The organism is Rhodoplanes sp. P11, from assembly GCF_964266735.1.
GTDB lineage: Bacteria > Pseudomonadota > Alphaproteobacteria > Rhizobiales > Xanthobacteraceae > Rhodoplanes > Rhodoplanes serenus.
Genome location: NZ_CAXWGY010000018.1, coordinates 80849 through 103775, shown reverse-complemented (window position 1 = coordinate 103775; position 22927 = coordinate 80849). Strand labels below are relative to the sequence as shown.

Sequence of the window (22927 nt, the reverse complement as noted above, 5' to 3'; positions counted from 1 at the left end):
CCCGTCGTGCGCGGTGGCGGCCTTGCGCCGTCGCGCGCACGAAGGGCGCTGTTCGCCCTCGTGCAGCGGGAGACGGACGCGCGCATGGCGCGCGCGGTCTACGACCGGGCGAGACTGGCCGACGCGGCGTCGGCGTCCGGGACGATACGATAGCGGCCGCAGCCGAACGACACGTCGGCGCCGACATGCGTCAGCGTGCCGAGGCGCAGCAGCGGCCCGAGCCGGGCGAGAGCGTCGGGCGCACCGCCGACATGCAGGCGTCCGGTGACGCCCGTCATGCCGATCCAGCGATCCTGCCGACGCGAGCCGCGCTGCCAGCGGATGGCGTCGACCTCCGACCACGTCCAGTCGAGCGCCTGTGCGGCGGCTGCGACGGCACGCCAGTCGACCGGCGCCAGCGTGAGGCCGTGCCAGCGGGCGAGGCCCTCCAGCCGCAGGCCGAGGCTCGTGAAGGCCGCGGCCGGCGCCTCGCGCGGATCGCCCCCGGAGATCACCAGCGGGGAGACGAAATCCAGCTCCAGGCCGGTACCGGCGGGTAGATCGGGGAGCCATGCGTCCTCGACGCGGCGATCGAGCACCTGCATGGCGGGGACGAACACGCCGGCGGCGGCGCGCCAGTCGATCCGCCGGCATGCCTCGACCAGCGCCTCGGCGGCCGCCGGGGCCCACTCCCGGGCGATGCCGAACACGGTGAGCGCGACATCGAGACAGCCCCGCCGCGGCGTGACGGCGATCACCCAGGGGCTCGGAAAGTCGGTGCCGGCCGTCATGCGCCCCTGCTTGCGGAACAGCGCCTCGAACGCGCAGGGCGGGTCCCACGGGCAGGGCCGGCCGGCGACGGCCTCCGGCGAGGCGGTGCGAGCCAGCACGTCGCCGAGGGCGCCGCGCAGCCGGCCGGCCAGTGCCGGGTCGACCGCCGCGGGGGCGAGCGCGTCGAGCCGCAGCCGGATGCGCCGCGCCTCCAGCCGCGCCACGAAGCCATCGAGATCGACGGCCTCGGCCGGCCTTCGCAGGAAGCGGCCGATGGCGCTGCCATCGCGGAGGCCAGCGGCCTGCGGGTCGCTGGCGCGGAGCGCGGTGGCGCGGAGCGAGAGCCGCTCGGCCGGGTCCGTCATAGCAACCAGAACTCGCTGCGCTCGGGGATCGGGGCGCCGCCGCTCGCCGCCGATCGGGCGCGGCCCTCCTCGGTCAGGCAGTACATCCGCACGCTGTCGCCGACATGGCGCTCCTGGCCGAGCCGGCGCAGCAGCGCCTGTGCCCGTGCGGCCGTCGTGCGCACCTCGAACACCGATTGCTGCACCCGTGTCCCCGTGCTCTCCAGAAGCTCGGCCATGCGCCGCCGCGCCTTCGCCGAGGCGACGTCGTAGCAGAACACGAACAGATGCTCCCGCGCCATCCGATCCTCAATGATCGAGCACATAAGGCTGATAGGCGGTCCGCCCCTCGGCATGCGCCGCATAGGCTTCGGCCTGCTCGCGCATCAACCGCCGCCAGCTCACCCGGGCGCCAGAGCGCCGGCTGGTCACCGCGTGAGTGCAGCGCTCCTCGTAGGCGCGGACCAGCGCGGCCTGGCCGGCGCGGCCCAGCCGCACGCCGCCGTCCGGCATCTCGGCGAACATGTCGAGACGCAGCACCTGCTTGTTGATGGCGGCGAGCACCACGCTCTCCACCAGCCCGGCCCGGAACTCCTCCATCAGATCGTAGACGCAGGCGTCGCGCCCATCGGCCGCGGCGTGCAGCACGCCGAAGCCGGGATGCAGCCCGGCCGCCAGCACGACGACGCTCACGTCGCGCGCCAGCAGCGCGGCGCACAGGTCGAGCGCGATGTTGGCCGGGTCGGCGCGCCGCCGCCGCACCCGCGCCTCGAAGCCGAAGCCGTGCAGCAGCAGCCGGCCCCACGCCTTCCAGAACACCCGCGTGCCGACCCCCTCCTGGCCCATCGCCTGCTCGATCGTGGCGGCGTCGGCGGCGCGCCGGATCAGCCGTGACAGGATCACCGCCGCCCGATCGACGAAGACGCTGCCGCGGCGGTGGTTGATCCGGCGCAGCAGCGCGCGCTGGTTCGCCAGCCGGCCGACAACGATGCGGCGGGCGAGATCGAGCCGGGCGGCCGGATCGAGCGCCAGCCGTGCCTGGGCGAGATGCCGGCGGGCATGCGGCGCCAGCCGGCAGGCGAGATGTCCGAGCGTCTCGCCATGGCGGCCGACGAAGCTCACCGGGATGTCGCAGGCGAGCGCGTGCCGCAGCGTGGCGAGATCGGTGGCGGCGTGCGGCCCCAGCTCGATGCGGTCGATGCGGGTGTGATGGATGGCGATCAGCTCGCGGCCGCCGGGGTCGCCGTCCCCCGGCGCCTCGTGCACCGCGAACGACAGATTGCGCAACCCGAGCCGGCGGCCCGGCTCGCGCACATGCAGCACCCGCAGGCCGCGATCGAGCCCGGCGCGCGACAGTTGCGCGGCCTCGTCCGCCTCGGCGTCGAGCGCCTTCGCCTCGGCCTCGTCCTGCACGGCGAGCCGGCGCAGCGCCGCCGACAGGCTGTCGGGGTCGCCGTCGGTCCCCTCGGTGGGCCGCATCGCCCAGCCGCGCACGAAAGCGTGGCCGAGGAATCTCAGCGTGTCGTCGAAGCTGCGGATGCGCGTCTTGTCGGGATCGAGGCCGAGGCCGTGATCGGCGAGCAGCTTCTCCACCCGGGTCCTCGCCGCCTCGGCGGCCGGGCGGTCCTTCGCCAGCACCACGAAGTCGTCGGCGTAACGCACGATCCGCAGGCCCCCGGCCGACATCGTCTCGTCGAGCCGGTCGAGATAGAGGTTGGCGAGCAGCGGCGACAGCGGCGAGCCCTGCGCGATGCCGCGCCCCTGCACGGCGGCCTGCTCGAGCCACAGCGCGACGAGGTCGATCAGCGGGCCGTCGGTGATCCAGTCGAGCAGCCGCGTCACCAGCGCGTCGATCGGGATGCTGTCGAAGAAGTCGTCGATGTCGGCGTCGAGGGTCCAGACGAAGCCGCGCCGGCGCAGCGTCTCCACCCGCTTCACCGCGTCGGCGACCCCGCGTCCCGGGCGGTAGCCGAAGCTCGCGTCGTCCATCTCGGCATCGAGGGCGGCCCCGAGCTTCTGCGCCACCGCCGACTGCGCCACCCGGTCGCGCACGCACGGGATGGTGAGCCGACGGCTGCCGCCGGACGGCTTCGGAATGCTCGCCTGGCGCAGCGGCCCGGGCCGATAGGTGCCCTCGCGCAGCGCCGTCGACAGCGCCGCGAGGCGCTCCGGCGCCCCGACCGCGAAGGCCGTGACCGTCATGCCGTCGCCGCCGGCGGCGCCTTGGTTGCGCCACACCCGTTGCCAGCCGTCGCCGAGGCCGGCCGGGGTGGTGGCCGCCAGGAACAGGGCCTGGCCGTCGAGGGGCAGTCGCTGGTGATCCGGGCGGGCCATGGGTCTTCCCCGAGTCGAGCGCGCGGTACCGTGCTGAAATTGCACTGGCCAAAAATTCTCGCCACCTGCGGCTGTCCCGGGCGGCGCTGTCGAAGGTTATAAAACACCACCACGATCATTGATCGGAAAGGGAAATCTTGGAAGACCCATGCTGGAAAATCCATAAGCCTTTGTTTTGAAAACTCGAAATGCCGTTTCAGGGGACCTTGTTCGTGCTTTGTGCGATCGGCCTTGACGGCCCGGCCGGGGTCATGCTGGAAAGCCAGCTTAATTCTTCAGCTTGACGAAAGGGTTGGGAAGGAACAGTCTGCCGACCCTCCGCGACGTGAAGCGGATTGAAACGCTGTTCTACCCACCCCACGTGAACGAAGACCGCGTCTGCCGACCCTCCGCGACGTGAAGCGGATTGAAACCCCTGGGCTCCCGCCTCAAGCGCCGCACGGATCAGCGGGTCTGCCGACCCTCCGCGACGTGAAGCGGATTGAAACTCTGCGACCACCACGGGTCGCGGATATTCCCTCCGCTGTCTGCCGACCCTCCGCGACGTGAAGCGGATTGAAACAGACCGGTCATGCCGGTCGTGTCGAGCGCGAGGCGTCTGCCGACCCTCCGCGACGTGAAGCGGATTGAAACAACCATCTCGGGCGCAGCCGTCAAGGCAGTCACGTCTGCCGACCCTCAGCGACGTGAAGCGGATTGAAACGACGACGACTTCGCCACGCCGACGGCGCGGACGAAGTCGGGTCTGCCGACCCTCCGCGACGTGAAGCGGATTGAAACAACCATCTCGGGCGCAGCCGTCAAGGCAGTCACGTCTGCCGACCCTCAGCGACGTGAAGCGGATTGAAACCCATGGCTCCAGCACTGACGATTTGGAGCCGATCGTCTGCCGACCCTCCGTGACGTGAAGCGGATTGAAACCAGGTCGGAGCAGTCGCCCGACAGGTCGGAGCAGGTCTGCCGACCCTCCTGTCGGCCTGTCACGACATTGACGCGAGTCGAGCGTGCCGCTACCCTTTCCACGTTAGGGGTTGCGGGGATTTTTCGATGCCCGAGCTGATTGTCCGGGTCGAGGCGGTCAATTTTTCCGCCACGATCGACGATACCAATGATTTGTCGACCATCCGGGGCGGCGGGCTGGCCGCCCTCTATGTCGCCGAAGCGGTCGGCGCGGTTCTGCGACAAAAAGGTTTTGAGCCGCGTCTGGAGTTTCGCGGCGCGTCGCAATGCGCCTTTCGCATCACCACGACCACGAGCGAGGACGCGGCGGCCGCGGATATCGAGCAGACGATCCGCACGGCGCTCGCCCGCGCCGACGGACGCGACGCCAAGCCCCCCTACAGTGCGCCCCCGCACGCCGTGATGATGCATGTGGTCTCGGTGGCGCCGATCGAAATCCCCGCCGGCACCGGCGAGAATGCCGAGGCGGAGAAAAAGGCCCTGACGGTCGCGGCGGCGCGCGGGCATGCGCAGCAATATCGCCGATGGACCGAGCAGCCGATCGTCTTCGACCCCGCGGCCGAGGATGCCGACGAGCGCGACGGCATCCGCCCCGCCACCGCGACCGCCTGGTTTCCGGACGACACGGTGGACGACGGCGAGGACGACGGCGGACGCGGCAAGCGGCGCCCGGTGTCGCCCGCCGTCAAGGCGCGCCGCGAATATGGCCGTCGTGCCCGCCAGACATTCTACGGCCGGGAACTGGGAAAGAGCCTGCCCCCCGCGCTCGCCGGCGACCGGCCGCGGCTGCGCTTCGCCCAGCACTTTCAGGACATCGTGGCGGCGCCGCCGCCCGAGGCCGGGCTGTCGGTGCGCAACAAGATCGCCGTCGTCTATGCGGACGGCAACAAGTTCGGCGCGCTGCGCGCCAACGCCGGCACCAAGGTGTTTTCCGACGACCTCGACGACAAGCGAAACGAGCTGCTGAAAGCAATCACGAGCTGGCTCGTCGACGGCGCCGAGAGCCGCGAATGGGGCGACGTCTTCAAGGTCGACAGCAAGGCCGGGCGGCCGCCGGGCCTGCGCTTCGAGACCCTGATGTGGGGCGGCGACGAGTTCGCCTTCGTGATGCCGGCCTGGCTCGCCACCGCGTTCGTGGCCGGCTTCTTCCGCGCCACCGCCGGCTGGGACATCGCGATCGCGGACGGGTCGCGGATGCCGCTGACCCATGCGGTCGGGGTCGCCATCGGGCACGTCAAGGTGCCGATCCGCCAGCTCCGCAGCATCGCCAAGGAGGCGGCCGACGCCGCCAAGGCGGCGGGCCTCGACAGGACGAGCACCGCGACCTTCGAGATCTTCGAGAGCCTGCATCCGCCGGATCGCGATCTCGGCCGCTGGCGCAAGTCGGTGTTCGGCGCCCGGGCGGACGACGACGTCGTCGCCAGGCACCTGGCGCTGCCGGGCGACGGCGACCGCTTCGCCAATTTGATGGAGCAGATCGGCGCGCTCCGTGACGGCGCCGTCGACCAGCAAGGCCGCCGGACCAAGGACCCGTTTCCGCGCTCGCAGATCTACGGGGCGCTCCGCCGGCTGCGTGAGAAGGGCATCGGTGTCGGCGAGCCCGGGGCGGACCGCGCGGTCGAGGAGGCGCTCGATCGCTATCTCGCCGGTGCCGGCGCCGATCGCGGTGTGTCCCGCGAGGACCTCGATCTAGACGAGATCGCCGGTGGCTCGCCGCGCGGTCTCGCCATGACGCTGGCGCTGCTGGTCACCCTGTGGGACTACGCCGCCCCGTTCGCGCCGGACTTCCCGCAGCTCGCAGCGTCGGCCGGGAGCGCATCGTGAAGAGCCACCCCCACACGCGCCTCGCGCTCGCCCTGTCGGTCACGGTCGCGAGCCCGTTCCTGTTCCGCGGCCTCGGCGGCAAGCTGGTCGGTCTCGATGCCGCGGCGCTGCGCGACGAGGAGCGGCACCCGATCATCCCGGCCGATCAGATCCGCGGCTGCCTGCGCGATGCTTTCGAGGACCTCGCCGCCGCCGGGGCGGGCCTCGGCGCCTCCGACATTCTCGACCTGTTCGGCCGGCCGTCGGCGGCGGAGCGGACGGCGGGCACGCCGAACGAGCCGCTGCGCGGCCGGCTGATCGTCTCGGATCTGGTGGCGCGCGGGGTCGATCGATCGGAGCAGTACGAGACCACCCGGATCGAGATCGAGAACGACACCGGCGCGGTCGACGAAGGCAAGATGCAGGTGCTGGAGCTGGTGGCGCCGTTCGGCCGGGCCGTCACCTTCGAGGGCACCGCCACGCTCTACGTGCCGGTCGGCGAGGAGGAGGCGTGGACCACGCGGCTGCGCCGCGCGCTGGCGCTGGTCACCGCCATCGGGACCGCCAAGTCGGCGGGCTATGGCGAGGTGACGGCCACCGCGGTCGAGCGCGTCGCCGCGACGCCGGTCGTGATCCCGGCTGCACCTCCCGTCGCGTCGAGCGGCCCGGTCCGGCGGCGCTATCGCGTCACCTTCGACCGGCCGATCCTGGTCGATGCCGAGAAGATCGCCGACAACGCGGTGCTGGGCAGCGTCGTGGTGCCGGGCGCGGTGTTCAAGGGCGCGCTGGCCCAGGTGCTGATGCACGCTGGCGAGGACCCGCGGACCGGCGCCTATCGCGACAGCCTGGCGGCGCTGTCGATCGGGCATGCGTTCCCGGAGGCGTTCCGGCGCGACGAGGCCAGCGGCGCGCTGGAGCCCAGCGGCACGCCGGGCCTGCTGCCGCTGCCGCTGTCGCTGGTCAGCGCCGACGGCGAGGTCTTCGGCGACGCCCTGCGGTGTCCCGACGGTCGTGGCGTGCTGATGCGGGTCGATTCGAGGCTGGGCGATCGCAAGTGCGAGGCCGCGCGGTTCGCGGGCGATTGGAAATCGCCCTGGTTCGGGAAGGCCAATGCCGCGCTGGGGCGGCTGCCGACGGAGGAGCCGCCGCCGATCGCCCGCACCCACACGGAGATCGATCACGGCGGGGTCGCCACCGACCAGGCGCTGTTCACCACGTTGGCCCGCAGCGTGCGCCGCGCGCGCTCGGCCGCCGAGGGCGGCGGATGGACCGACCGGAGCTGGATCGTGGATGTCGCGGCGGATGGCGACGCCGCCTCGCTGCGCCTGCTCGCCCTGCTGGAGCAGGGCCTCGACGGCATCGGCAAGACCGGCGCGCGCGCCACCTTCCGGGCGATCGGCGAGACGCCGGCGCCGGTGCTGCGCGAGATCGACGGGCACCCCGGCGAGTATGCCGTGATGCTGGTGACGCCGGCGCATCTGCTCGACCCGGCGAGCCTCGTCGAGATGCGCGACGGCCGGCCGGCCTGGAAAGATATCTCGCCCCAGAAAGCCTATGCCGACTATTGGCGCGCGCTTTTGCCCGCGGCGACGCTGGTCGGCGCCATCGCCTGTCAGCGTTATACGGGGGGCTATCTGGCGCGGCGCCGCCGGGCGCGCGGGCAAAAGGCTTATCATCCCTTCCTGATCACCGAGGCGGGCTCGGTGTTCCATCTGTCGGGCGTCCGCGGCGACGATCTCGCGCGCCTTCGCGACCTGTGCCGGACCGGGCTGCCGCCCGCGACCATCGACGGGCGGGCGGTCGACTGGGAGACCTGCCCTTATGTGCGGGAGAACGGCTATGGGCGGATCACCGCCGACCACCTCTCCGGCCCGATCGGCGTGACACTGCTGAAGGAGGTGCGGCATGCGTGAGGGAGCCTCGCCCCGCATTCTGCACGACATCACCGCGACCCTAGTGGTGCTGTCGCCCCTGCATGTCGGCAGCGGCGACACCTGCAACATCTCGACCGTGACGGGCAAGAAGGGGGCGAACCGCCAGCCCGAGGTGGCCGCCGTCGTGCGCGACGCCGACGACGCGCCCTATCTTCCGGGAACCACCATCAAGGGCCTGCTGCGCCGCCTCGCCGAGGAGCGCCACGGCCGCGACGGCGAGGCCGTGGAGCGGCTGTTCGGATCGATCAAGTCGTCGATCGAGGCGGGGGGCGGTGGCGCCGCGGGCCGGGTGACCGTGTTCGGTGCCCGCCGGATCGCGGCGCCGGCGGTGCCGGAGGCACCATTCGTGGCCGGTGCGGCCGACGACCTCGGGCGCGGCGTGTTCGTCGCCGCCCGCACCCGGATCGATCCGGAGTCGGGAACGGCCGGCGACCACACGCTCTTCCATCAGGAGATGGTCGCGCCGGAGACCACCTTCGCGCTGCGCCTGCGCATCGACACGCGCGGCCGCGTCGGCGGGGCAGGGGGCGATCATGTGATACAGACCGAGGCGGCGGCGCGTGACGGCCGCGACGCCCGGCTCGAGGCAAACGCGACCCTGTCGGATCTGCTCGCGCTGCTCGACCTCCTCTGTGAGGAGAGCGGGCGGCCGATCGGGAAGGGGCAGAGCGACGGCTTCGGGCGCGTGCGCCTCGATCCCGCCTCGGTGAAGATCCAGGAGCGCGTGCTGGGCGCCGACGGAACCTTCACGTCGCGCACGACCAAGCGACCGCTCGCGCGCCGCACGTCCGCTGCCGCGGCCGTGGACGTGCTGCGGCTCGTCTGCGACGGGCCGTTCCTGGTCGTCGACGCCTCGAAGACGCGCAAGCAGGGCGGCAGCGACGAGGGCAAAGAGCCCCACATCGCGGCGCAGGTTCTGGTCAAGGACGAGCCGCTGCTGCTCGGCACCAGCGTCGCCGGCGTGCTGCGGGCGCGTGCCCGCTGGCTGGAGATGCGGGCGCGGCTGCGGGGGCTGCGTGACGGCGCCGCCGAAAAGGTCGATCCGGAGGGCGTCGTCTGGCGGAAGGGCGACGATCCGGGTCGTCTCAGCAGCGTGCAGCGTCTGTTCGGCATCACCGGCCTGCGCGGCCGGCTGGAGATCGTGCGGGTGGAGGTGCGCGGCGGCACCCCGTGGGACGTCACCTCGGTGAAGCTCGACCGCTTCACCGGCGGCCCCGTCGACAACGCCCTGTTCAAGACCCGGACCTTCATCGGCGTGCGGCTGGCGCTGGTGCTGCGGCTCGGGCCGGGCCGCCTGGCCGGGCTGGACGCCGATCGCGGCGCGCAGGACGAGGCGCTGTACCACGACCTGCTCGACGACATCCGCAAGAACGGGCTGACGCTCGGCCACGGCGGCAACAAGGGTTTCGGCTGGTTCCGGTCCGAGGGGGCTTCGTGATGAGCCTGAACGACAAGCTGGTCGAGGAGGCCGCCGGCATCCTCCGTCGCAAGGGCGTTCGCGACACCCGGGACATTCCTGGCGCCGTGGATTTGCTGGCCGGATACGAGTCCTTCGAGGCGATGGAGAACGACGAGCTCGAAGCCTATGCGCGGGCGGCGCTCGGCAAGGTCGGTGCCGCTCCCGGCGTCGGGACTGGCGCCGGCGCGCGTCCCGGCAGCCGTCCGGCCGCCGGCGCGAAGGGCGGGGCGAGGCCCTTCGACATCGCCCGGGGCGGCACGCCGCGCGAGCTGGCGCCCTACACGTCACCCTTCGTGTTCGTCACCCTGCCGGATCAGGTGGTGCCGGCCGATCAGGTCCGGCTCGACATCCCCCGGGCGGATGGCTACTGCGCCACGATCCGCTACACGCTCGAGGCGGAGACGCCGCTGCTGGTCGGTGCCGAGGCGTCGCGGTCCGGTCCCGACGAGGGCATCGTCGTGCCGATGACCATGGGAGGCACCGACGCCTATGTGATCCCGGGGGCGACCCTGCGGGGGCTGGTCCGCGCGGCCGTCGAGATCGTCGCCCACGGCAGGCTCGGCAGCGCCAACCTGCATCACCGCTTCGGTATTCGCGACTTCGAGCATCCCTATTACGAGCTGGTCGCCAAGGTCGACCGGGTCGAGGCGGGATGGCTCACCGGATCGACCGACCCCGACGGCAAGGTCACGATGGAGATCGTGCCTTGCGACTGGGCTCATGTGCTGATCGACGACATGGCGGCGGCGCCCGAGTTCGCCGGGCGGGTGTCGCGCCGCGAGGACTGGATCGTCAAGTCGCTCACCGACAAGTACCAGGCGCTCGGCCTCGCGCCGGGTGGCGGCAAGCCGATCCTCTACGATTTCCACGAGACCTTCGGGTACGGCCCGCCCTTCGACGACAAGGGCCGCACCGTGCGCAAGCCGATGAAGGGCGGCACGCCCGGCGTCCCGGTGATGTCCGGCAAGCTGCCCGGACGCGGCGGCAAGAAGAAGTACGAATACGCCTTCTTCGATCGCCGCGGCGCCCGGCCGGTGCCGATCGACGACGCCATCGTCGAGGACTTCGTGCGGATGAACTCGAAGCCGTCGAAGAACCGGCCGGTTCCGGACGGCTCCTGGAAGGAGCTGAAGCCGACCTTCGACGCCGATCGTCGCATTCCGGTCTTCTATGTGGGCGACCTGGAGGCGCAGGGACGGGACTTCTTCTTCGGCCTCACCCGCATGATGAAGCTGCCGCACCGACGGTCCGTCGGCGACGTCCTCGCGGTGAGCCATGCGCGGCATCAGCCAGCTTATGGCCAGCAGAACGACCTGGCCTACCACGCCGACTTCGTCGAGGGCCTGTTCGGCTACGTGGTCGAGCCCAAGGATATCGGCGCCGACCAGTCGGCCAGCAGCGCACCGCCGAGCATCGCCCGCAAGGGGCGCATCGCCTTCTCGTTCGCGACGCCGATGCCCGGCTTCGGCCGTGCCCGCCTGTCCGATCCGGTGGTCGTCATCCAGTCGGCGCCGCGCGCCTCGTTCGCGCCGTTCTACTTGCAGCCCGCGCGACCGGGGGCGAACGACGGCGAAGCCGACTACAGTGCCGAGCAGCCGCCGCGGCTCGCCGGCCGCAAGCGCTACCGGCCGCGCGACGGGGCGGCGGATGCTCTCGGGCGGCTCGCCAAGATCAAGACGATGGGCGAGCGCCAAATCGAGGCTGCAAGCGACCGCTCCACGGGGCGCTCGGTCAGCGAGGAGGTGAAGAGCCGCCTCCGCTTCCTGCTGCCGCGCGACGCCGGCAAGCCGCTCGTCTTCGAAGGCGAAATCCGCCTGCACAACGTCACCGCGGCGGAGATCGGGGCGGTGCTGTTCGCGCTCACCCACGGGGGCGATCCGGCCAAGCCCTACCGCCACATGATCGGGCGGGCGAGACCGTTCGGCGCCGGCCAGATGCGGCTGCGCACGCTCGATCTCGCCGCGGAGGCGAACGACGGGCGCACGATTCCGCCGCCGGCCGGCGAGGAGCTGGCGAGCCCGGACACGCGCACCGGCTTCTGCACCGACAAGGGCACCGCCAGCCTGAAGCCGTTCCTGGTCGCCTTCGCGGCGCATATGCGCGCGCAGCCGGGGCTGGACAAGTTCCCAGGCGTGCCGGCCGTGCTGGAGTTCCTCGGCGCCAGCGAGCCGGCGGTCGATGTGTCGGACGCGCAGCTCGACTATATGGGGCTCAAAGCTTTCAACGAGCTGCGCGGAACGGTCAAGCCTCTGAAGGCGCCGCGGGGGCAAACCCCCAAGCCGCCGGCTCGCGCCACCGCCGACGATGGGCGCCTGCTGCCGGCGCCGAAGCAGCCCCGCAAGCCGCCGGTGTTCTGGACCTGAGCGGTCGCGATCTCGCCGTTGCGTGCCGTCGTGGCGGCGCAGGGCGCGATCTCGCCGCGCGATCAGCTCGGCGCGATCATCGGCGTGAAATTGTCCGTGGGTCGCCGGACATCTATGGTCCGGCACGACAGCCGGCCAGCGAGCGTTCGACATGACCACAGATGTGCCGACCGACACCTCGACCGGAGTTTCGAGCGACACGCCGAGCGACGGCGCCGGGCCGGCGCCGAACCGACCCGCCGCCGCGCCGTCCCGTCCGGCGGGCGGCATTCCGGTGCGCGAGGCGCGCTTCATCCTGCTGTGGCCGCTGACGTTGCATCTGAGCGGCCGGAACTGCGAGGCCCGGGCCATGGCGGATGCCGTGCGGGACGTGGCCGAGGCGCTGCGCCGGCGTGAGCAGAAGCAGACGACCCGCTGGCGCCACCAGCCCGACCCGCTGCACCACATCCCGATGCCCAGCAAGGCCGAGGAGGTGGCCGCCTGGAAGAACGCGGCCTATGCCGAGACGGTGTACTTCCACGAGTTCGTGCAGAGCTTCCTGTTCCGCAAGCAGGCCGACGGGCGCGATGCGCCGTTCCATCTGTTCCAGCGCGACGACCTTCGTTTCGCCGAGGTGACCATCGGCACGAAGAACGGCGCGACAGACAAGCGGCTCACGGTCGAGCGCCTCAATCTCTATCTGTTCCGCACCGGCGTCGCCATCCTGGTGCTGGAGCTGTGGGCGCCGTCGGGCGCGGACGGCACCAGCGGCTGGACCCTGGCCCAGGTGCAGGATTTTCACGAGCTCGTTCGTCGCGTTTACGTGCCCTACCGACCGGCCGTTCCGGAGGCCGAAGTCCCGGTACGGCTTGCAATTGAATTCCGTCATGATGCCGAGCTCGACTCTTCTTCTCAGATCGTCGGGGCGACACCCGGGGCCGGTAACAGCTGTTCGTCGCAGGCCGAGGTGGAAGCCCTTGTTCAACACCCCGACGCGGACGGTCGGCGACGCCCACCCATCTTGCCCCATTGGAAGTGTCTTCTGGACAACGCTCTTGCCATCGATGGAGACCCTGGCGAGGGCACAGGTCGGTGGCATCAGGTGGTCGATGAGCGAATGCCGACCATAGCGACGATTTCCCTCACATCCGGTCACGACTCACCAAACGCCGAAGACAAGTTCCGGACGTGTGACATCACTAAAATTGTGCAAGAAAGCGACCTGATCCGTCTCTGTTTTGCCGACGGAAGCGGTTCGGGAGAACAGGACTACCCCTACGATCGCGAATTTCTTGGTGACATGCTTTGGACGAAGCACGCCTATGCCCGCTTCCGATCGATGGGCACGTTGTTCCTGATTTCAGGGACTGCTTTTGTCGCCGTGGGGTCCGGTAGTCATTTTAACATGTACGTTATGAATTATGTTCGGCGCCACTATTTTCAGATGGGTCTCCTTCTTCATTTCGAGCAGGCGACCCTGCTCGCCTTTTCGTCGCAGATCAGCCGGGCTGTCGAATGCCATGGCCTCCAGAGGGCGCACGGAAACCTTCAGGATGCTCTTTCTGGGATCGAAGAGCAGTTCTTGCATTTCGTGCATCGGTTTCGTTTCACTGGCGTGTCGAACCAAATCCAAGGGCGCGAGATTTTCGACCTCTGGCGCGACCGGCTGGACTTGGCCCGAATGTTCGATGATCTCCGGAGTGAAATCCATACAGCGAACGAATTCCTGTCTACGCAAGCACAGACACGGACCAGCCTGGAGGCCGTCAAGCTCTCACAGGTGGCCACTATCGGTGTCGTGTTCGGCTTGGCGTTCAGCGCGCTCGGCATGAATGTCGTCTTCAACCCCGAGACGCTTCGAGCAATCTTCGAGGGCGAGGCGGCGCCCGTCGAACTCTCCAAGCAGCTGGCGATTGCCGCCGCGACAATCGGGGTGCTCTCGGTGCTCGGAGGAGCTTTGATCCGGGCATTCGACTTCGACCGGCGTGGCACGAAAAACGTCCCTTCCATCGGTCGTGTCCTTCTCTGGTTCGGCTTTATGGCCTTATGTGCTGCTGCCTTCGCCTATCCGGCTCCGATCAAAGCGCTGTTCTCGTACTGACAACCGAGCGATGGAGTCGTCTCGAAATAGGTGGAGGACGCAATGGCAGCGGTTCCGGAGCAATGGCCGCGTGGCTGGCCCGACGAATGGCTCGGATCGAACCCTTCGCTCTATCGACCCGATCAATGGAAGGTCGCGAGAGATATCGAGGTTGCGGCGCTTCGGCAGATATTCCTTTATCCCCTCGCGCTTCGCGTCTGTAACAAAACGCTCCTCGATCCGAAAGGAGTGCCGCAGGCCGTTGCTGAAGTCCTCGACGACCTCCAGAGGTCCGAAGATTGGCAACTCGTCCCGGACTTGCGCGACCACGCGGGATCAGCGGAGCGCGACCCTCGGTCCCGTTACGAGGAGTTCGCGTATTTTCACGAATTTGTTCAACCAGTTCTCTTTGGTGAAAGAACACCTGAAGCGCCGGCTGTCCGGCTCTTTCGCAGATCGCGGAATCCCGGGCCACTGACGGTACCGCTCGCGAGCGGACGTTCGGTCCTAAGCCATGTCGAACGGTGTGATCTCTTCCTTTACGACAACGGTCTCGCCCTCTTGGTGCTGGAGACGAGCACTCCGAGTAAGATCGAATTCAGCGATCGGCAATCTCGCTCTGCGGCGCTCACGCTCGCCGACGTGCTCGACTATGTCGCGTCCGTTCAACTCAGTGGGCCGATGCAAACGCACGCTCCGGGCGAGAGAGTGAGTTGGGGCAATCTCGATATTGTGCCCGGTGACCTCGACCTGGGCAATCCGGATGCATTCGTCGCGAAGCACCGAACGACTCCGGTCTTGCGTCATTGGGCAGCGATCCTGAGTCCGTTGCGCATCGCCGGATACGGCAAAGCCGGAGAGGTTGATGGCGCGACGTGGACGAGTGCGATCGAGACCCGCATCCCTATCATGACCTATGTATCACTTACCAAAGAAGGTGTGGATAATAAGGCCGCGCTGTGGTCGATCTCGCGCGGGATTGGTACCGGCTGTGTTACGTCGATGCTTCGGATGATTCCCCACTTCCGTACGCGCCGAGTTTTATGCACGATTTCGAGCGCGCCGCATGCTACGATCGCTTCTTTCCGTCCGACGCCACCATCGCATCTACGCGCTATGTCTTTGCCCGCCATCATTTCGCCGTTGTAGGAGCAGGGTTGTTTTTCGATGAAGATCTTGTTCATCATTTCAGACGTCAGTACCTCCAGATCGGCCGACAGATCGTCGTAGAGTTCGCCTCTCTGCTGATCATGAAAGATAGGGTCAGGCGACTTCTCGATGCCGCGGTTCAATCCTCATCCTCAAAAGTCAGCGGCGATGGGGTTGTCGGTAATATTTCGGCTATCGAACGAGCGTTTCTAGGATACGTCGCCAATTTCAGATTCGTGGTCTTGTCGAACGCAACGCAGGCACACGAGCTGGTCGAGAAATGGCGGAATGCCGTTCGAATCGATGTGCCATTCAATGAGCTGAAGGCGGATATCGAAGCAGCAAGTCAGTTTCTGCTGTCGAAGGAACAGCGATATCAGACCGAGACCGCGAACGGGTTGGCCGGAGTGGCGTCGATCGGCGTGGTCTTCGGATTGGCGTTCGCATTTTTGGGAATGAACGTACTATTCGATGGCGAGAGCATAAAGGCATTGGGTCAGCGAGGAGCGACGGTGGCAGAGGGAGGTTACTGGGACAAAGTAAGATGGCAGTTGACGGCAATAGGCGTGGTTCTTGTGGCGTTCGGAGGGCTTGGTTTGGGCTTGGTGCGTGGGGCGCTGCCGAGCCAACGTTCGACGTTTCAGGACATCGCCCTGAAGGCTCTGATCGGCGTCGGCTTTCTGGGGATGTTGATTGGATGGCTACAGAAATGAGACCTCCACCCTCAACGCATCGCCGATATCGTGCGGCCCGAATATGGCGGGCCGGGCGCCGATGATCTGCTGGTAGTCATGCCTTCTACCCGCGGCGCCGCATCGCGTCGCGCACGCGGCGGGCCGTCCCGAGGGCGGTCCGGCGGGCGGTCTCCAGCCGGCCCACCAGGGCGAAGCGCAGGCCCGGGTCGAAGCCGATCAGGCGATCGGACAGGGTACGCCGTCCGCCCCACAGGCGGTCGATCATCGGATGGCCGGCGATCGCACAGGAATCCACCAGCGCGATCTGCGGGTCGTCCAGCAGTGCCGCCGAGAGATCGAGGGTGAGCAGCACACCCGGCGAGTATCTGGCCAGCGCCTCGTCGTAGGCGGTCTTCCAGAACCAGGCGGTCGGGCCGGCGACCAGCACGATGCCGGCCGCGACGGTGCGGTCGCCGAGCCGCAGGCGCGCCACCCGGGCGGCGCTCGCCGCCGCCAGAGTCGCGACGGCCGCCGTGACCAGCGCCTGCTGGCCTGGCGTCTGCGCCGCCGCCGTGCCGGCGCGACCCTTCCAGCCGCGCGTCTCCAGCGCCAGGACGTCGGCGAGCGCCGCCGTGACCTCGTGCGGTGTGGTCGCCATGTCGAAGGCGAGGCGGCCGTGCTCGGCGAGGCGACGGCGCTGGCGGGCGTGCTCCTTGCGGCGCGGGTCGGTGATCGCGGCGGGATCGCCGGGCGAGGCGGGGCGCCGCAGCACGGCGCGGGCATGGCGGTCGAACGCCATCACACGGCCGCGGCGCGCCGCCAGCGCGGTGTCGAAGGCGGCGGCGACCGGCCCGTCCTCCGGGAAATGCGGCAGCAGCAGCGGCGCCGCGCCGAAGCGCGTCGCCACCGCATCCAGCATGACGCCGGCGATGCCGGCCGGGTCGGCCGGATCGATCAGCGGCGTTCCGAGCGGCCCGAACGGATGGCTCCAGCCGGTGACGACCGCGACCGGCAGGCCGTAGCGTCGCCGTGTCGGCCGCAGCGGCAGCAAGCCGACGAGGTCGCCGTCCGGCCCGTGCACCAGCAGGACCACGACATCGGCCCCGTAGAGCGGGGCGGCGGCGGCCGCGACCGCCGGCCCGTAGAAGACGTTGGGCTCGATCGCCCGGGCCGCGAGGGCGGCCCAGCCGGAGCACAGGGCGTCACCGTCTTCGTCGCCGTCATCGCCGCCGCCGCCGGAGGGCGCCACGAGCTCGGCGAGGCTCCGCCACGTCGTCCGCAACGCGCCGTCGGGCGCCGACCACATGGTCAGCCGCGCCGGCGCGGCTGCCACACGAAGGCGTGCAGGCCGAGCCGCCGCTTCACCACGAGGAACAGCAGGAGCGATTCCACCACCACGGCGCCGGCCGTCGCCCAGGCGGCCCCGAAGATCCCCTGGCGCGGGATCAGCACGACGCACAGCGTCAGGTTGGTGGCGAGCGCCACCGCGTAGACGACGGCGCACAGGCGCTGCTGCCCGGTCATGTTGAGCAGCCGCTCGGCCGGCCCGACGGCGCCGCGTGCGATCAGCCCGATCATGATGATGGCGATCAGCGGATAGCCGGCCTCGAAGCCGGGGCCGAATAGCATCAGGATCGGCTTGCCGAGGACGATGAGCAGCAGCCCGAAGGCGAGCGTCGGCCAGAACGTCCAACGCACCGCGTCGGCGATGAAGCCTTCCAGCTTCTCGCGCTCGCCGGTGACGTGATAGGCGCTGAAGCGGTGCGCCACCGCGGCACCGACCGCGAACGAGATGAAGTGGACGAGCGACAGCGTCTTGCTGGCCGCGTAGTAGATCGCCACCTCGCGCGGGTCGACATAGAGCTGGAGCACCAGGATGTCGACGTAGAACAGCAGCAGGAAGAAGCCGTCGACCACGAACACCGGTAGCGACACCGCCAGCCAGTGGCGCAGATCGTGGCGGCGGCGGCCGGGCGGCACCGCGCCGGCGAGCCGGCGCCCGAGCAGCAGCGTCTGGGCGAGGGTGACGAGCCACATGGCGACGCCGGCGGTGACGAGCGCCGCGACGGCATCCATCGGGCCGTCGAACAGCTTCAGGCCGCCCATCACGGCGAGGATCATCACCGGCTGCACGACGAACAGCGGCACCAGCGCGAGATTGACCCAGTCGAACGAGCGGGCGATGCCGTCCTGCATCATGCTGAGGGTGAACACCGGCAGGATGGCGGCGCAGACCAGGAACGGCACCACGAAGGCGGGCGGCACCAGGTCGGAGACCAGCACGGCCGCCGCCACCAGGGCGCCGGCGCCGGCGCCGAGGCCGAAGCACAGCCAGCGGCTGCCGGAGAGAAAGCCGCGCAGGCCGTCGAGATCGCCGCCCAGGCGATACTCCGGAATGAAGCGCTGTGCCGCGTGGGCGATGCCGAGCGCCGCCAGCGGCCCGAGCACGCTCGCCCACGCCCACACCGAGACGTAGATGCCGAACTCGAAGCGGCCCATCCAGCGGGCCAGCAGGATCTGGGTGACGAAGACGATGCCGGCGCTCGCGACGCGGATCAGGAAGGCGGAGCCGGCGCTGCGCTGGGCGACCGAGCGGTCGCTGTCGTCGTGCCGCCAAGCGGCCAGGCGCGACGCCAGGCGGCCGGCCAGCGCGGCCAGCCGCGACGCCCGAGCTCCGCGGCCGTGATCGATCTCGCTCAAGGCCACGGGTCCCTCCGCCGCGCGCAGTTCCGGCGGAGCCTAGCGGGCGGCCGTTAACGTTCGGTTCGCCGTGGTCACGGCCCGCGACGCGGCTTTCGAGGGCCACGACTGCCAGGATCAACCGGCGCGACCGCATCCGCAAGCCCGCTCCGCAGCGGGAACACCCCCCGCCCGCCGCGGCGGCGCCGGACCGGGCCATGCACGCGACCATCGCCCGCCCGTCTCATGCGGAGATGGCCAGACGAGATCGGCCGCACGAGATCGCCCGCTCCATGGCGAGGCCGGTTCCCGGCGCCGGACGGTCGACCGTGCCGTCCGGCGGTCCGGGGCCCGATCAGTTGTTCAGCGCGCCTTCCTGAATCCACCGCCGAATGACGTCGCGGTCGCAGGTCGACAGCTTCTTGGAGCCGTGCGGCATCCGGATCTCGGGCTTCACCCGCCAGTCGAGCAGCGCCATCAGGCTCGACGCATCGGCATCGCCGGCCACCACCATGGGACCGAACTTGGTGCCCTTCATCAGGCCCGCATGCGTCCGCAGGTCCAGCCCGCTGGCGTCGAAGCCGGCGCCGCCCGGCTGATGGCAGTCGACGCAACGCCCCTTGAGGATCGGCACGATGTCCTCCTGGAAGCTGACCGTCGGCGCCTTCTTCTTGGCCGGTTTCGAGCTCTGGGCGTCGGCGTCGAACGGCAGCGTGGCGGCTGCCAGAACGGCGACGACGGCAGTGATGCCCCGCAGCCATCTCGTCATTGTTCGTCTCCTCATCTCACCGTGTGAGTGCCAGCGCTGTCGATCGAGGAGTCCGGACGGGCGGGGGCACGTCGTGCCGGACACAGCGGAGGCGGCCCCCGCAGGGCGATGCTAGGACCGTTCGGGAGGAAAACAATCAGGGAGAGCGCGAAGCCGATGCGCCCCAGCCGGCCGGAACCCGCATGGCGGCGCCACCTCGGCCACATCCGCCGCCCGCGGCCATGTGATTTGCCTTGGCGGCGACGTCGTGATGCGCTGGCGCGAGATCAGGGCGGCATGCTCGATTCGAATCGTCGTCGAATTGTCTCGTCGATCGTGGTCGCGGATCTTCGATCGCGGATCGGGTCCCTCCGGCCGCGTCGTCGAGACGAATGTGCGGGTCGAGTCGCATCCTCGGAATCGAAGCATCGTCGAACCGGGTCGTCCGACCAGGTCGTCGAGATCGGGGTCACGCCATGCGATACTGGGTCGGCATCGTCTTCTTCGCGGCCGGCGCGGCGCTGTTCGTCGCGGCCGTCCTGCACAAGCGCCGCGTGCTGGCGGCGCGGGCCGCCGCGGCGGCGCGCGGCATCGTGCCGGGCGAGCCCGGGTTGCGCTCGGTCGCCGCGTTCCGCGAGATCATGCGGCCGATCATCCTCGCCTTCCTGGTCTATGCCGCGATCAAGACCGTGGTGCTGTTCGTGATGCTCGACGGCGAGGACGTGCTGTCCTACTTCGACGTCGCCGGGGTGCTGTTCATGCTGGCCGGCTACGGCGCCTGGATGAGCCTGCGCACCACCTATCGGACGAGCGATCTCGTGGCCGCGGAGGCGGCCGCCGCCGAGGCCGCGGCAGCCGCAGGCATCGCGGCTGCTCCGGCCGGGGCGGGTGCGATGCCGGCCTATATGGGCCTGCCGGCCAACGACCGCGGCCCGCCGCAGCCGGCGACGGACGGGCCGGTGCCCGGGCCGGTGCCGACGAATCGCGCCGGGTGACGATCGGCCGGGTCGCTCCGTCGTCGGACCCGGTGTCGGAGCTAGAGCATTTTCCGGCGAAGTGGACTCCGGTTTGCCGTCGAGAATGCGATCGAATAAGGACGTCTAGAGCGGAGTCCGATCCCGTTGGGTCGGATTCCGTTAGTTGATCGCAACCCAGGAGTCGTGCGTGGACGGAAGCGAATCCGGCAACACGCTGGTGCTGATCGAGCTGGTGTTGGTGCTCGCTGTGGTGTTCGGCTTCGGGCTGCGCGAGCTGCGCGGCCTGCGCCGGGATCGTGCGGCCGCACCGACCAGCCGTGCAACGTCCGCGGCGTCGTCGTCCGCGGGATCATCAACCGCAGCATCATCGACTGTCGCATCGTCGTCCGCAGCATCGACTCTCCCCGGCCCGCGCCGGTAGCCGCCGCAGCACGATGGACTGGCAGATCGTCGCGATCGAGATTTTGTTCTCGGGCACCGCGATCGGGCTCGGCGTGTGGCAGCTCGTCTCGATCCGCCGCGAGCGACGCCGCGATGCGTCACGCTTGCGCGCGGCCGCCGAACTGCGCTCGCCCGATCATGGCCCGAGCGATCCGCCGCCTGGCGGCGCTCGGTGACCAACACGGCGGCGAGCCGCCGCGTCGTTTGGCGCCGCGTGGTCTGGCGCCGTGCCGGGTGGCGCCCCGAGCTCAGAGTCCTTCGAACAGCGCGGTGGACAGATAGCGCTCGGCGAAGGAGGGCAGCACCGTCACGATGGTCTTGCCGGCATATTCCGGCCGGGCGCCGATCTTGAGGGCGGCCGCGACCGCCGCCCCCGACGAGATGCCGGCCGGGATGCCCTCGTAGCGCGCCAGCGCCCGCGCCGTCTCGAACGCCGTCTGGTTGCCGACCGTCACCACCTCGTCGATGACGCTGCGATCGAGCACGTCGGGCACGAAGCCGGCGCCGATGCCCTGGATCTTGTGCGGGCCCGCCTTGCCGCCGGACAGCACCGGGCTGTCCTCCGGCTCGACCGCGACGATCTTCAGCGACGGCCGCCGCGGCTTGAGCACCTGGCCGACGCCCGTGATGGTGCCGCCGGTGCCGACGCCGGAGACGAACACGTCGAGCTGGCCGTCGGTGTCGTTCCAGATCTCCTCGGCGGTGGTGTGCCGGTGGATCTCCGGGTTGGCGGGATTGCGGAACTGCTGCGGGATGATGGCGTTGGGGGTCTCGCGCGCCAGCTCGTCGGCCTTGGCGACGGCGCCGCTCATGCCCTGGGCGGCCGGCGTCAGCACCAGCTCGGCGCCGAGCAGCGCCAGCATCTTGCGGCGCTCGATCGACATCGATTCCGGCATCACCAGGACCAGCCGATAGCCGCGCGCCGCCGCCACGAAGGCGAGCGCGATGCCGGTGTTGCCGGAGGTCGGCTCGATCAGCACCGAGTCGGGCGTCAGCCGCCCCTCGGCCTCGAGCGCGTCGATCATGGCGACGCCGATGCGGTCCTTCACGCTCGCGATCGGGTTGAAGAATTCCAGCTTGGCCAGGATGTTGGCCTTGACGCCCTGGAGCTGGGGCAGGCGGTGCAGGCGCACCAGGGGGGTGTCGCCGATGGTGTCGGTGATCGAGTCGAAGATGCGTCCGCGCCCGGGGGCGCGGGCCGGCGAGGACGACAGCGGCTTGCGCGCGGCTTCGGCCATGAGGTCTCTCCACTGCGGTGACGGACCCGCGGTCCGCCCTTCGGCACGAGTCCTAGAATGATCGTCTCCCCTCGACAACATGAGGGTCGTAGAACGAAAAATCATCCTACCGGATGACACCGTCGCGACAGATCGCCCTCCGCCGGCACCGGCCGGCAGGACGATCGTGACTCGCGTGACGGTGCGAGGCGGGCACCGCGGTGCCGTGCGGTCGTGCCGGTCCGTCAGGCAATGCACTCAGGCGATGCAGCGCACCGCCGGCACCGTGTAGAGGCGGCTGTCGCCGATCAGATGCGTGGTGAAGGCGTCGCCGCCGAACACCCGGGCGAAGGCCCGGTGACGCACGCTGAGGCCGCCCGTGTAGGCCCCGAAGGCCGGCATCACCAGCCGCCGCCCGTCGGTGGCGAAGCAGCGCCGGGTCAGGCTGCGGCCGCGCTGGACGATGCGGGCGCAGGGGTGCAGATGGCCGGCGATCTCGCCAACCGGGGCGGCCAGGCTGCCAGTGGCCGGGCTGGCGGCGCTCGGCTCGTGGCGGAACAGCAGCGGCCCGTCGACGAGCGTGTCGGCGAAGCGGCCGCCGACCGCGCGAGCCGGCTCGGGATCGTGGTTGCCGGCGATCCACACCCAGTCGCGGCCGCTCTGGAGGGTGCGCAGATGGGCGCGGTTCTCGGCGGCGAGGCGGTCGGCACCCTCACCGTCGTGGAACGAGTCGCCGAGGGCGATCACCCGCGCCGGATCGTAGAAGCCGATCACCCAGGCGAGCCGCTCTAGCGTCTCGGCGGTGTCGAACGGCGGCAGCAGGGCGCCGCGGACCGCGCAGGCCGAGCCCTTCTCGAGATGCAGGTCGGCCACCACCAGGGTCCGCCGCGCCGGCCACCACAGCGCGCCCGAAAGGTCGGCCACCAGCGGCACGCCGGCGACCACCAGGGTGGTGCCCGCCACCGCGGCGGCACCGCCGTCGGTGGCGCCACCGTCGGCGGCGGCCGGCGCGATGGTGCGGGCGTCCCTCACCGCG

At 69.9% G+C, this 22927-nt stretch carries 18 protein-coding genes and 1 CRISPR repeat array; of the genes, 10 read left to right on the top strand and 8 right to left on the bottom strand.

Annotated features, from left to right (window positions below):
• Nucleotides 1-98: 98 nt before the first annotated feature.
• From cas6 to cas1, 3 genes are read right to left on the bottom strand one after another with little or no spacing between them, the layout of a single operon-like run.
• A complete protein-coding gene (gene cas6, locus ACFQUV_RS17270; protein WP_129608932.1) occupies nucleotides 99-1115 on the bottom strand; it encodes a CRISPR system precrRNA processing endoribonuclease RAMP protein Cas6 in 1017 nt (338 codons plus the stop codon).
• Nucleotides 1112-1396: a CRISPR-associated endonuclease Cas2 gene (gene cas2, locus ACFQUV_RS17265; protein ID WP_129608931.1), complete on the bottom strand. Its 285-nt coding sequence runs from the start codon at nucleotides 1394-1396 to the stop codon at nucleotides 1112-1114. The genes cas6 and cas2 overlap by 4 nt, the downstream gene beginning before the upstream one ends.
• Nucleotides 1397-1403: 7 nt before the next feature.
• Entirely contained in the window at nucleotides 1404-3428 is a 2025-nt protein-coding gene (cas1, locus tag ACFQUV_RS17260) for a CRISPR-associated endonuclease Cas1 (protein ID WP_129608930.1), read from the bottom strand.
• Between the two features lie 305 nt (nucleotides 3429-3733).
• Nucleotides 3734-4420: a CRISPR direct-repeat array (repeat unit 37 nt; unit sequence GTCTGCCGACCCTCCGCGACGTGAAGCGGATTGAAAC).
• Between the two features lie 55 nt (nucleotides 4421-4475).
• Between cas1 and ACFQUV_RS17255 the strand changes: the two genes are divergently transcribed.
• The 7 genes from ACFQUV_RS17255 (at nucleotide 4476) to ACFQUV_RS17225 (ending at nucleotide 15868) form a co-directional block, all read left to right on the top strand.
• A complete protein-coding gene (locus tag ACFQUV_RS17255) occupies nucleotides 4476-6212 on the top strand; it encodes a hypothetical protein (protein ID WP_129608929.1) in 1737 nt (578 codons plus the stop codon).
• Nucleotides 6209-8104, top strand: coding sequence for an RAMP superfamily CRISPR-associated protein (locus ACFQUV_RS17250; protein WP_165363863.1), 1896 nt, complete (start codon nucleotides 6209-6211; stop codon nucleotides 8102-8104). The genes ACFQUV_RS17255 and ACFQUV_RS17250 overlap by 4 nt, the downstream gene beginning before the upstream one ends.
• On the top strand, nucleotides 8097-9563 hold the full coding sequence (locus ACFQUV_RS17245) for an RAMP superfamily CRISPR-associated protein (RefSeq protein ID WP_129608927.1): 1467 nt from the start codon (nucleotides 8097-8099) through the stop codon (nucleotides 9561-9563). Before ACFQUV_RS17250 ends, ACFQUV_RS17245 begins: the two co-directional genes overlap by 8 nt.
• Nucleotides 9563-11947, top strand: a complete 2385-nt coding sequence (locus tag ACFQUV_RS17240) for an RAMP superfamily CRISPR-associated protein (RefSeq protein ID WP_129608926.1) — start codon at nucleotides 9563-9565, stop codon at nucleotides 11945-11947. Before ACFQUV_RS17245 ends, ACFQUV_RS17240 begins: the two co-directional genes overlap by 1 nt.
• A 151-nt stretch (nucleotides 11948-12098) precedes the next feature.
• The gene (locus ACFQUV_RS17235; RefSeq protein WP_129608925.1) at nucleotides 12099-14027 is read left to right on the top strand and encodes a hypothetical protein; all 1929 of its coding nucleotides are present in this window, start codon (nucleotides 12099-12101) and stop codon (nucleotides 14025-14027) included.
• A 42-nt stretch (nucleotides 14028-14069) separates the two neighbouring features.
• Nucleotides 14070-15155, top strand: coding sequence for a hypothetical protein (locus ACFQUV_RS17230; RefSeq protein WP_129608924.1), 1086 nt, complete (start codon nucleotides 14070-14072; stop codon nucleotides 15153-15155).
• The gene (locus ACFQUV_RS17225) at nucleotides 15050-15868 is read left to right on the top strand and encodes a hypothetical protein (protein WP_129608923.1); all 819 of its coding nucleotides are present in this window, start codon (nucleotides 15050-15052) and stop codon (nucleotides 15866-15868) included. Before ACFQUV_RS17230 ends, ACFQUV_RS17225 begins: the two co-directional genes overlap by 106 nt.
• Before the next feature lie 85 nt (nucleotides 15869-15953).
• On the opposite strand, the gene ACFQUV_RS17220 is transcribed toward ACFQUV_RS17225, so the two are convergent.
• From ACFQUV_RS17220 to ACFQUV_RS17210, 3 genes are all read right to left on the bottom strand, one after another.
• Nucleotides 15954-17135 (bottom strand): GNAT family N-acetyltransferase, encoded by a 1182-nt coding sequence (locus ACFQUV_RS17220; RefSeq protein WP_129608922.1) that lies wholly within the window; start codon nucleotides 17133-17135, stop codon nucleotides 15954-15956.
• 2 nt (nucleotides 17136-17137) lie between these two features.
• Nucleotides 17138-18535, bottom strand: a complete 1398-nt coding sequence (locus ACFQUV_RS17215; protein WP_207211452.1) for a lipopolysaccharide biosynthesis protein — start codon at nucleotides 18533-18535, stop codon at nucleotides 17138-17140.
• Between the two features lie 328 nt (nucleotides 18536-18863).
• A complete protein-coding gene (locus ACFQUV_RS17210) occupies nucleotides 18864-19277 on the bottom strand; it encodes a c-type cytochrome domain-containing protein (protein ID WP_111384169.1) in 414 nt (137 codons plus the stop codon).
• Nucleotides 19278-19732: 455 nt separating this feature from the next.
• Here ACFQUV_RS17210 and ACFQUV_RS17205 point away from each other — a divergent pair, with 455 nt between their 5' ends.
• From ACFQUV_RS17205 to ACFQUV_RS17195, 3 genes are all read left to right on the top strand, one after another.
• A complete protein-coding gene (locus ACFQUV_RS17205) occupies nucleotides 19733-20251 on the top strand; it encodes a hypothetical protein (RefSeq protein WP_129608921.1) in 519 nt (172 codons plus the stop codon).
• A 145-nt stretch (nucleotides 20252-20396) separates the two neighbouring features.
• Complete coding sequence (locus ACFQUV_RS17200; RefSeq protein WP_129608920.1) at nucleotides 20397-20654, top strand: hypothetical protein; 258 nt, start codon at nucleotides 20397-20399, stop codon at nucleotides 20652-20654.
• Nucleotides 20655-20667: 13 nt separating this feature from the next.
• Complete coding sequence (locus ACFQUV_RS17195) at nucleotides 20668-20850, top strand: hypothetical protein (protein ID WP_129608919.1); 183 nt, start codon at nucleotides 20668-20670, stop codon at nucleotides 20848-20850.
• A 72-nt stretch (nucleotides 20851-20922) separates the two neighbouring features.
• Here the strand turns inward: ACFQUV_RS17195 and cysK are convergent, their stop codons facing one another.
• Nucleotides 20923-21912, bottom strand: a complete 990-nt coding sequence (cysK, locus tag ACFQUV_RS17190; RefSeq protein ID WP_129608918.1) for a cysteine synthase A — start codon at nucleotides 21910-21912, stop codon at nucleotides 20923-20925.
• 237 nt (nucleotides 21913-22149) lie between these two features.
• Entirely contained in the window at nucleotides 22150-22923 is a 774-nt protein-coding gene (gene pdeM, locus ACFQUV_RS17185) for a ligase-associated DNA damage response endonuclease PdeM (RefSeq protein WP_371851703.1), read from the bottom strand.
• Between the last annotated feature and the right edge of the window lie 4 nt (nucleotides 22924-22927).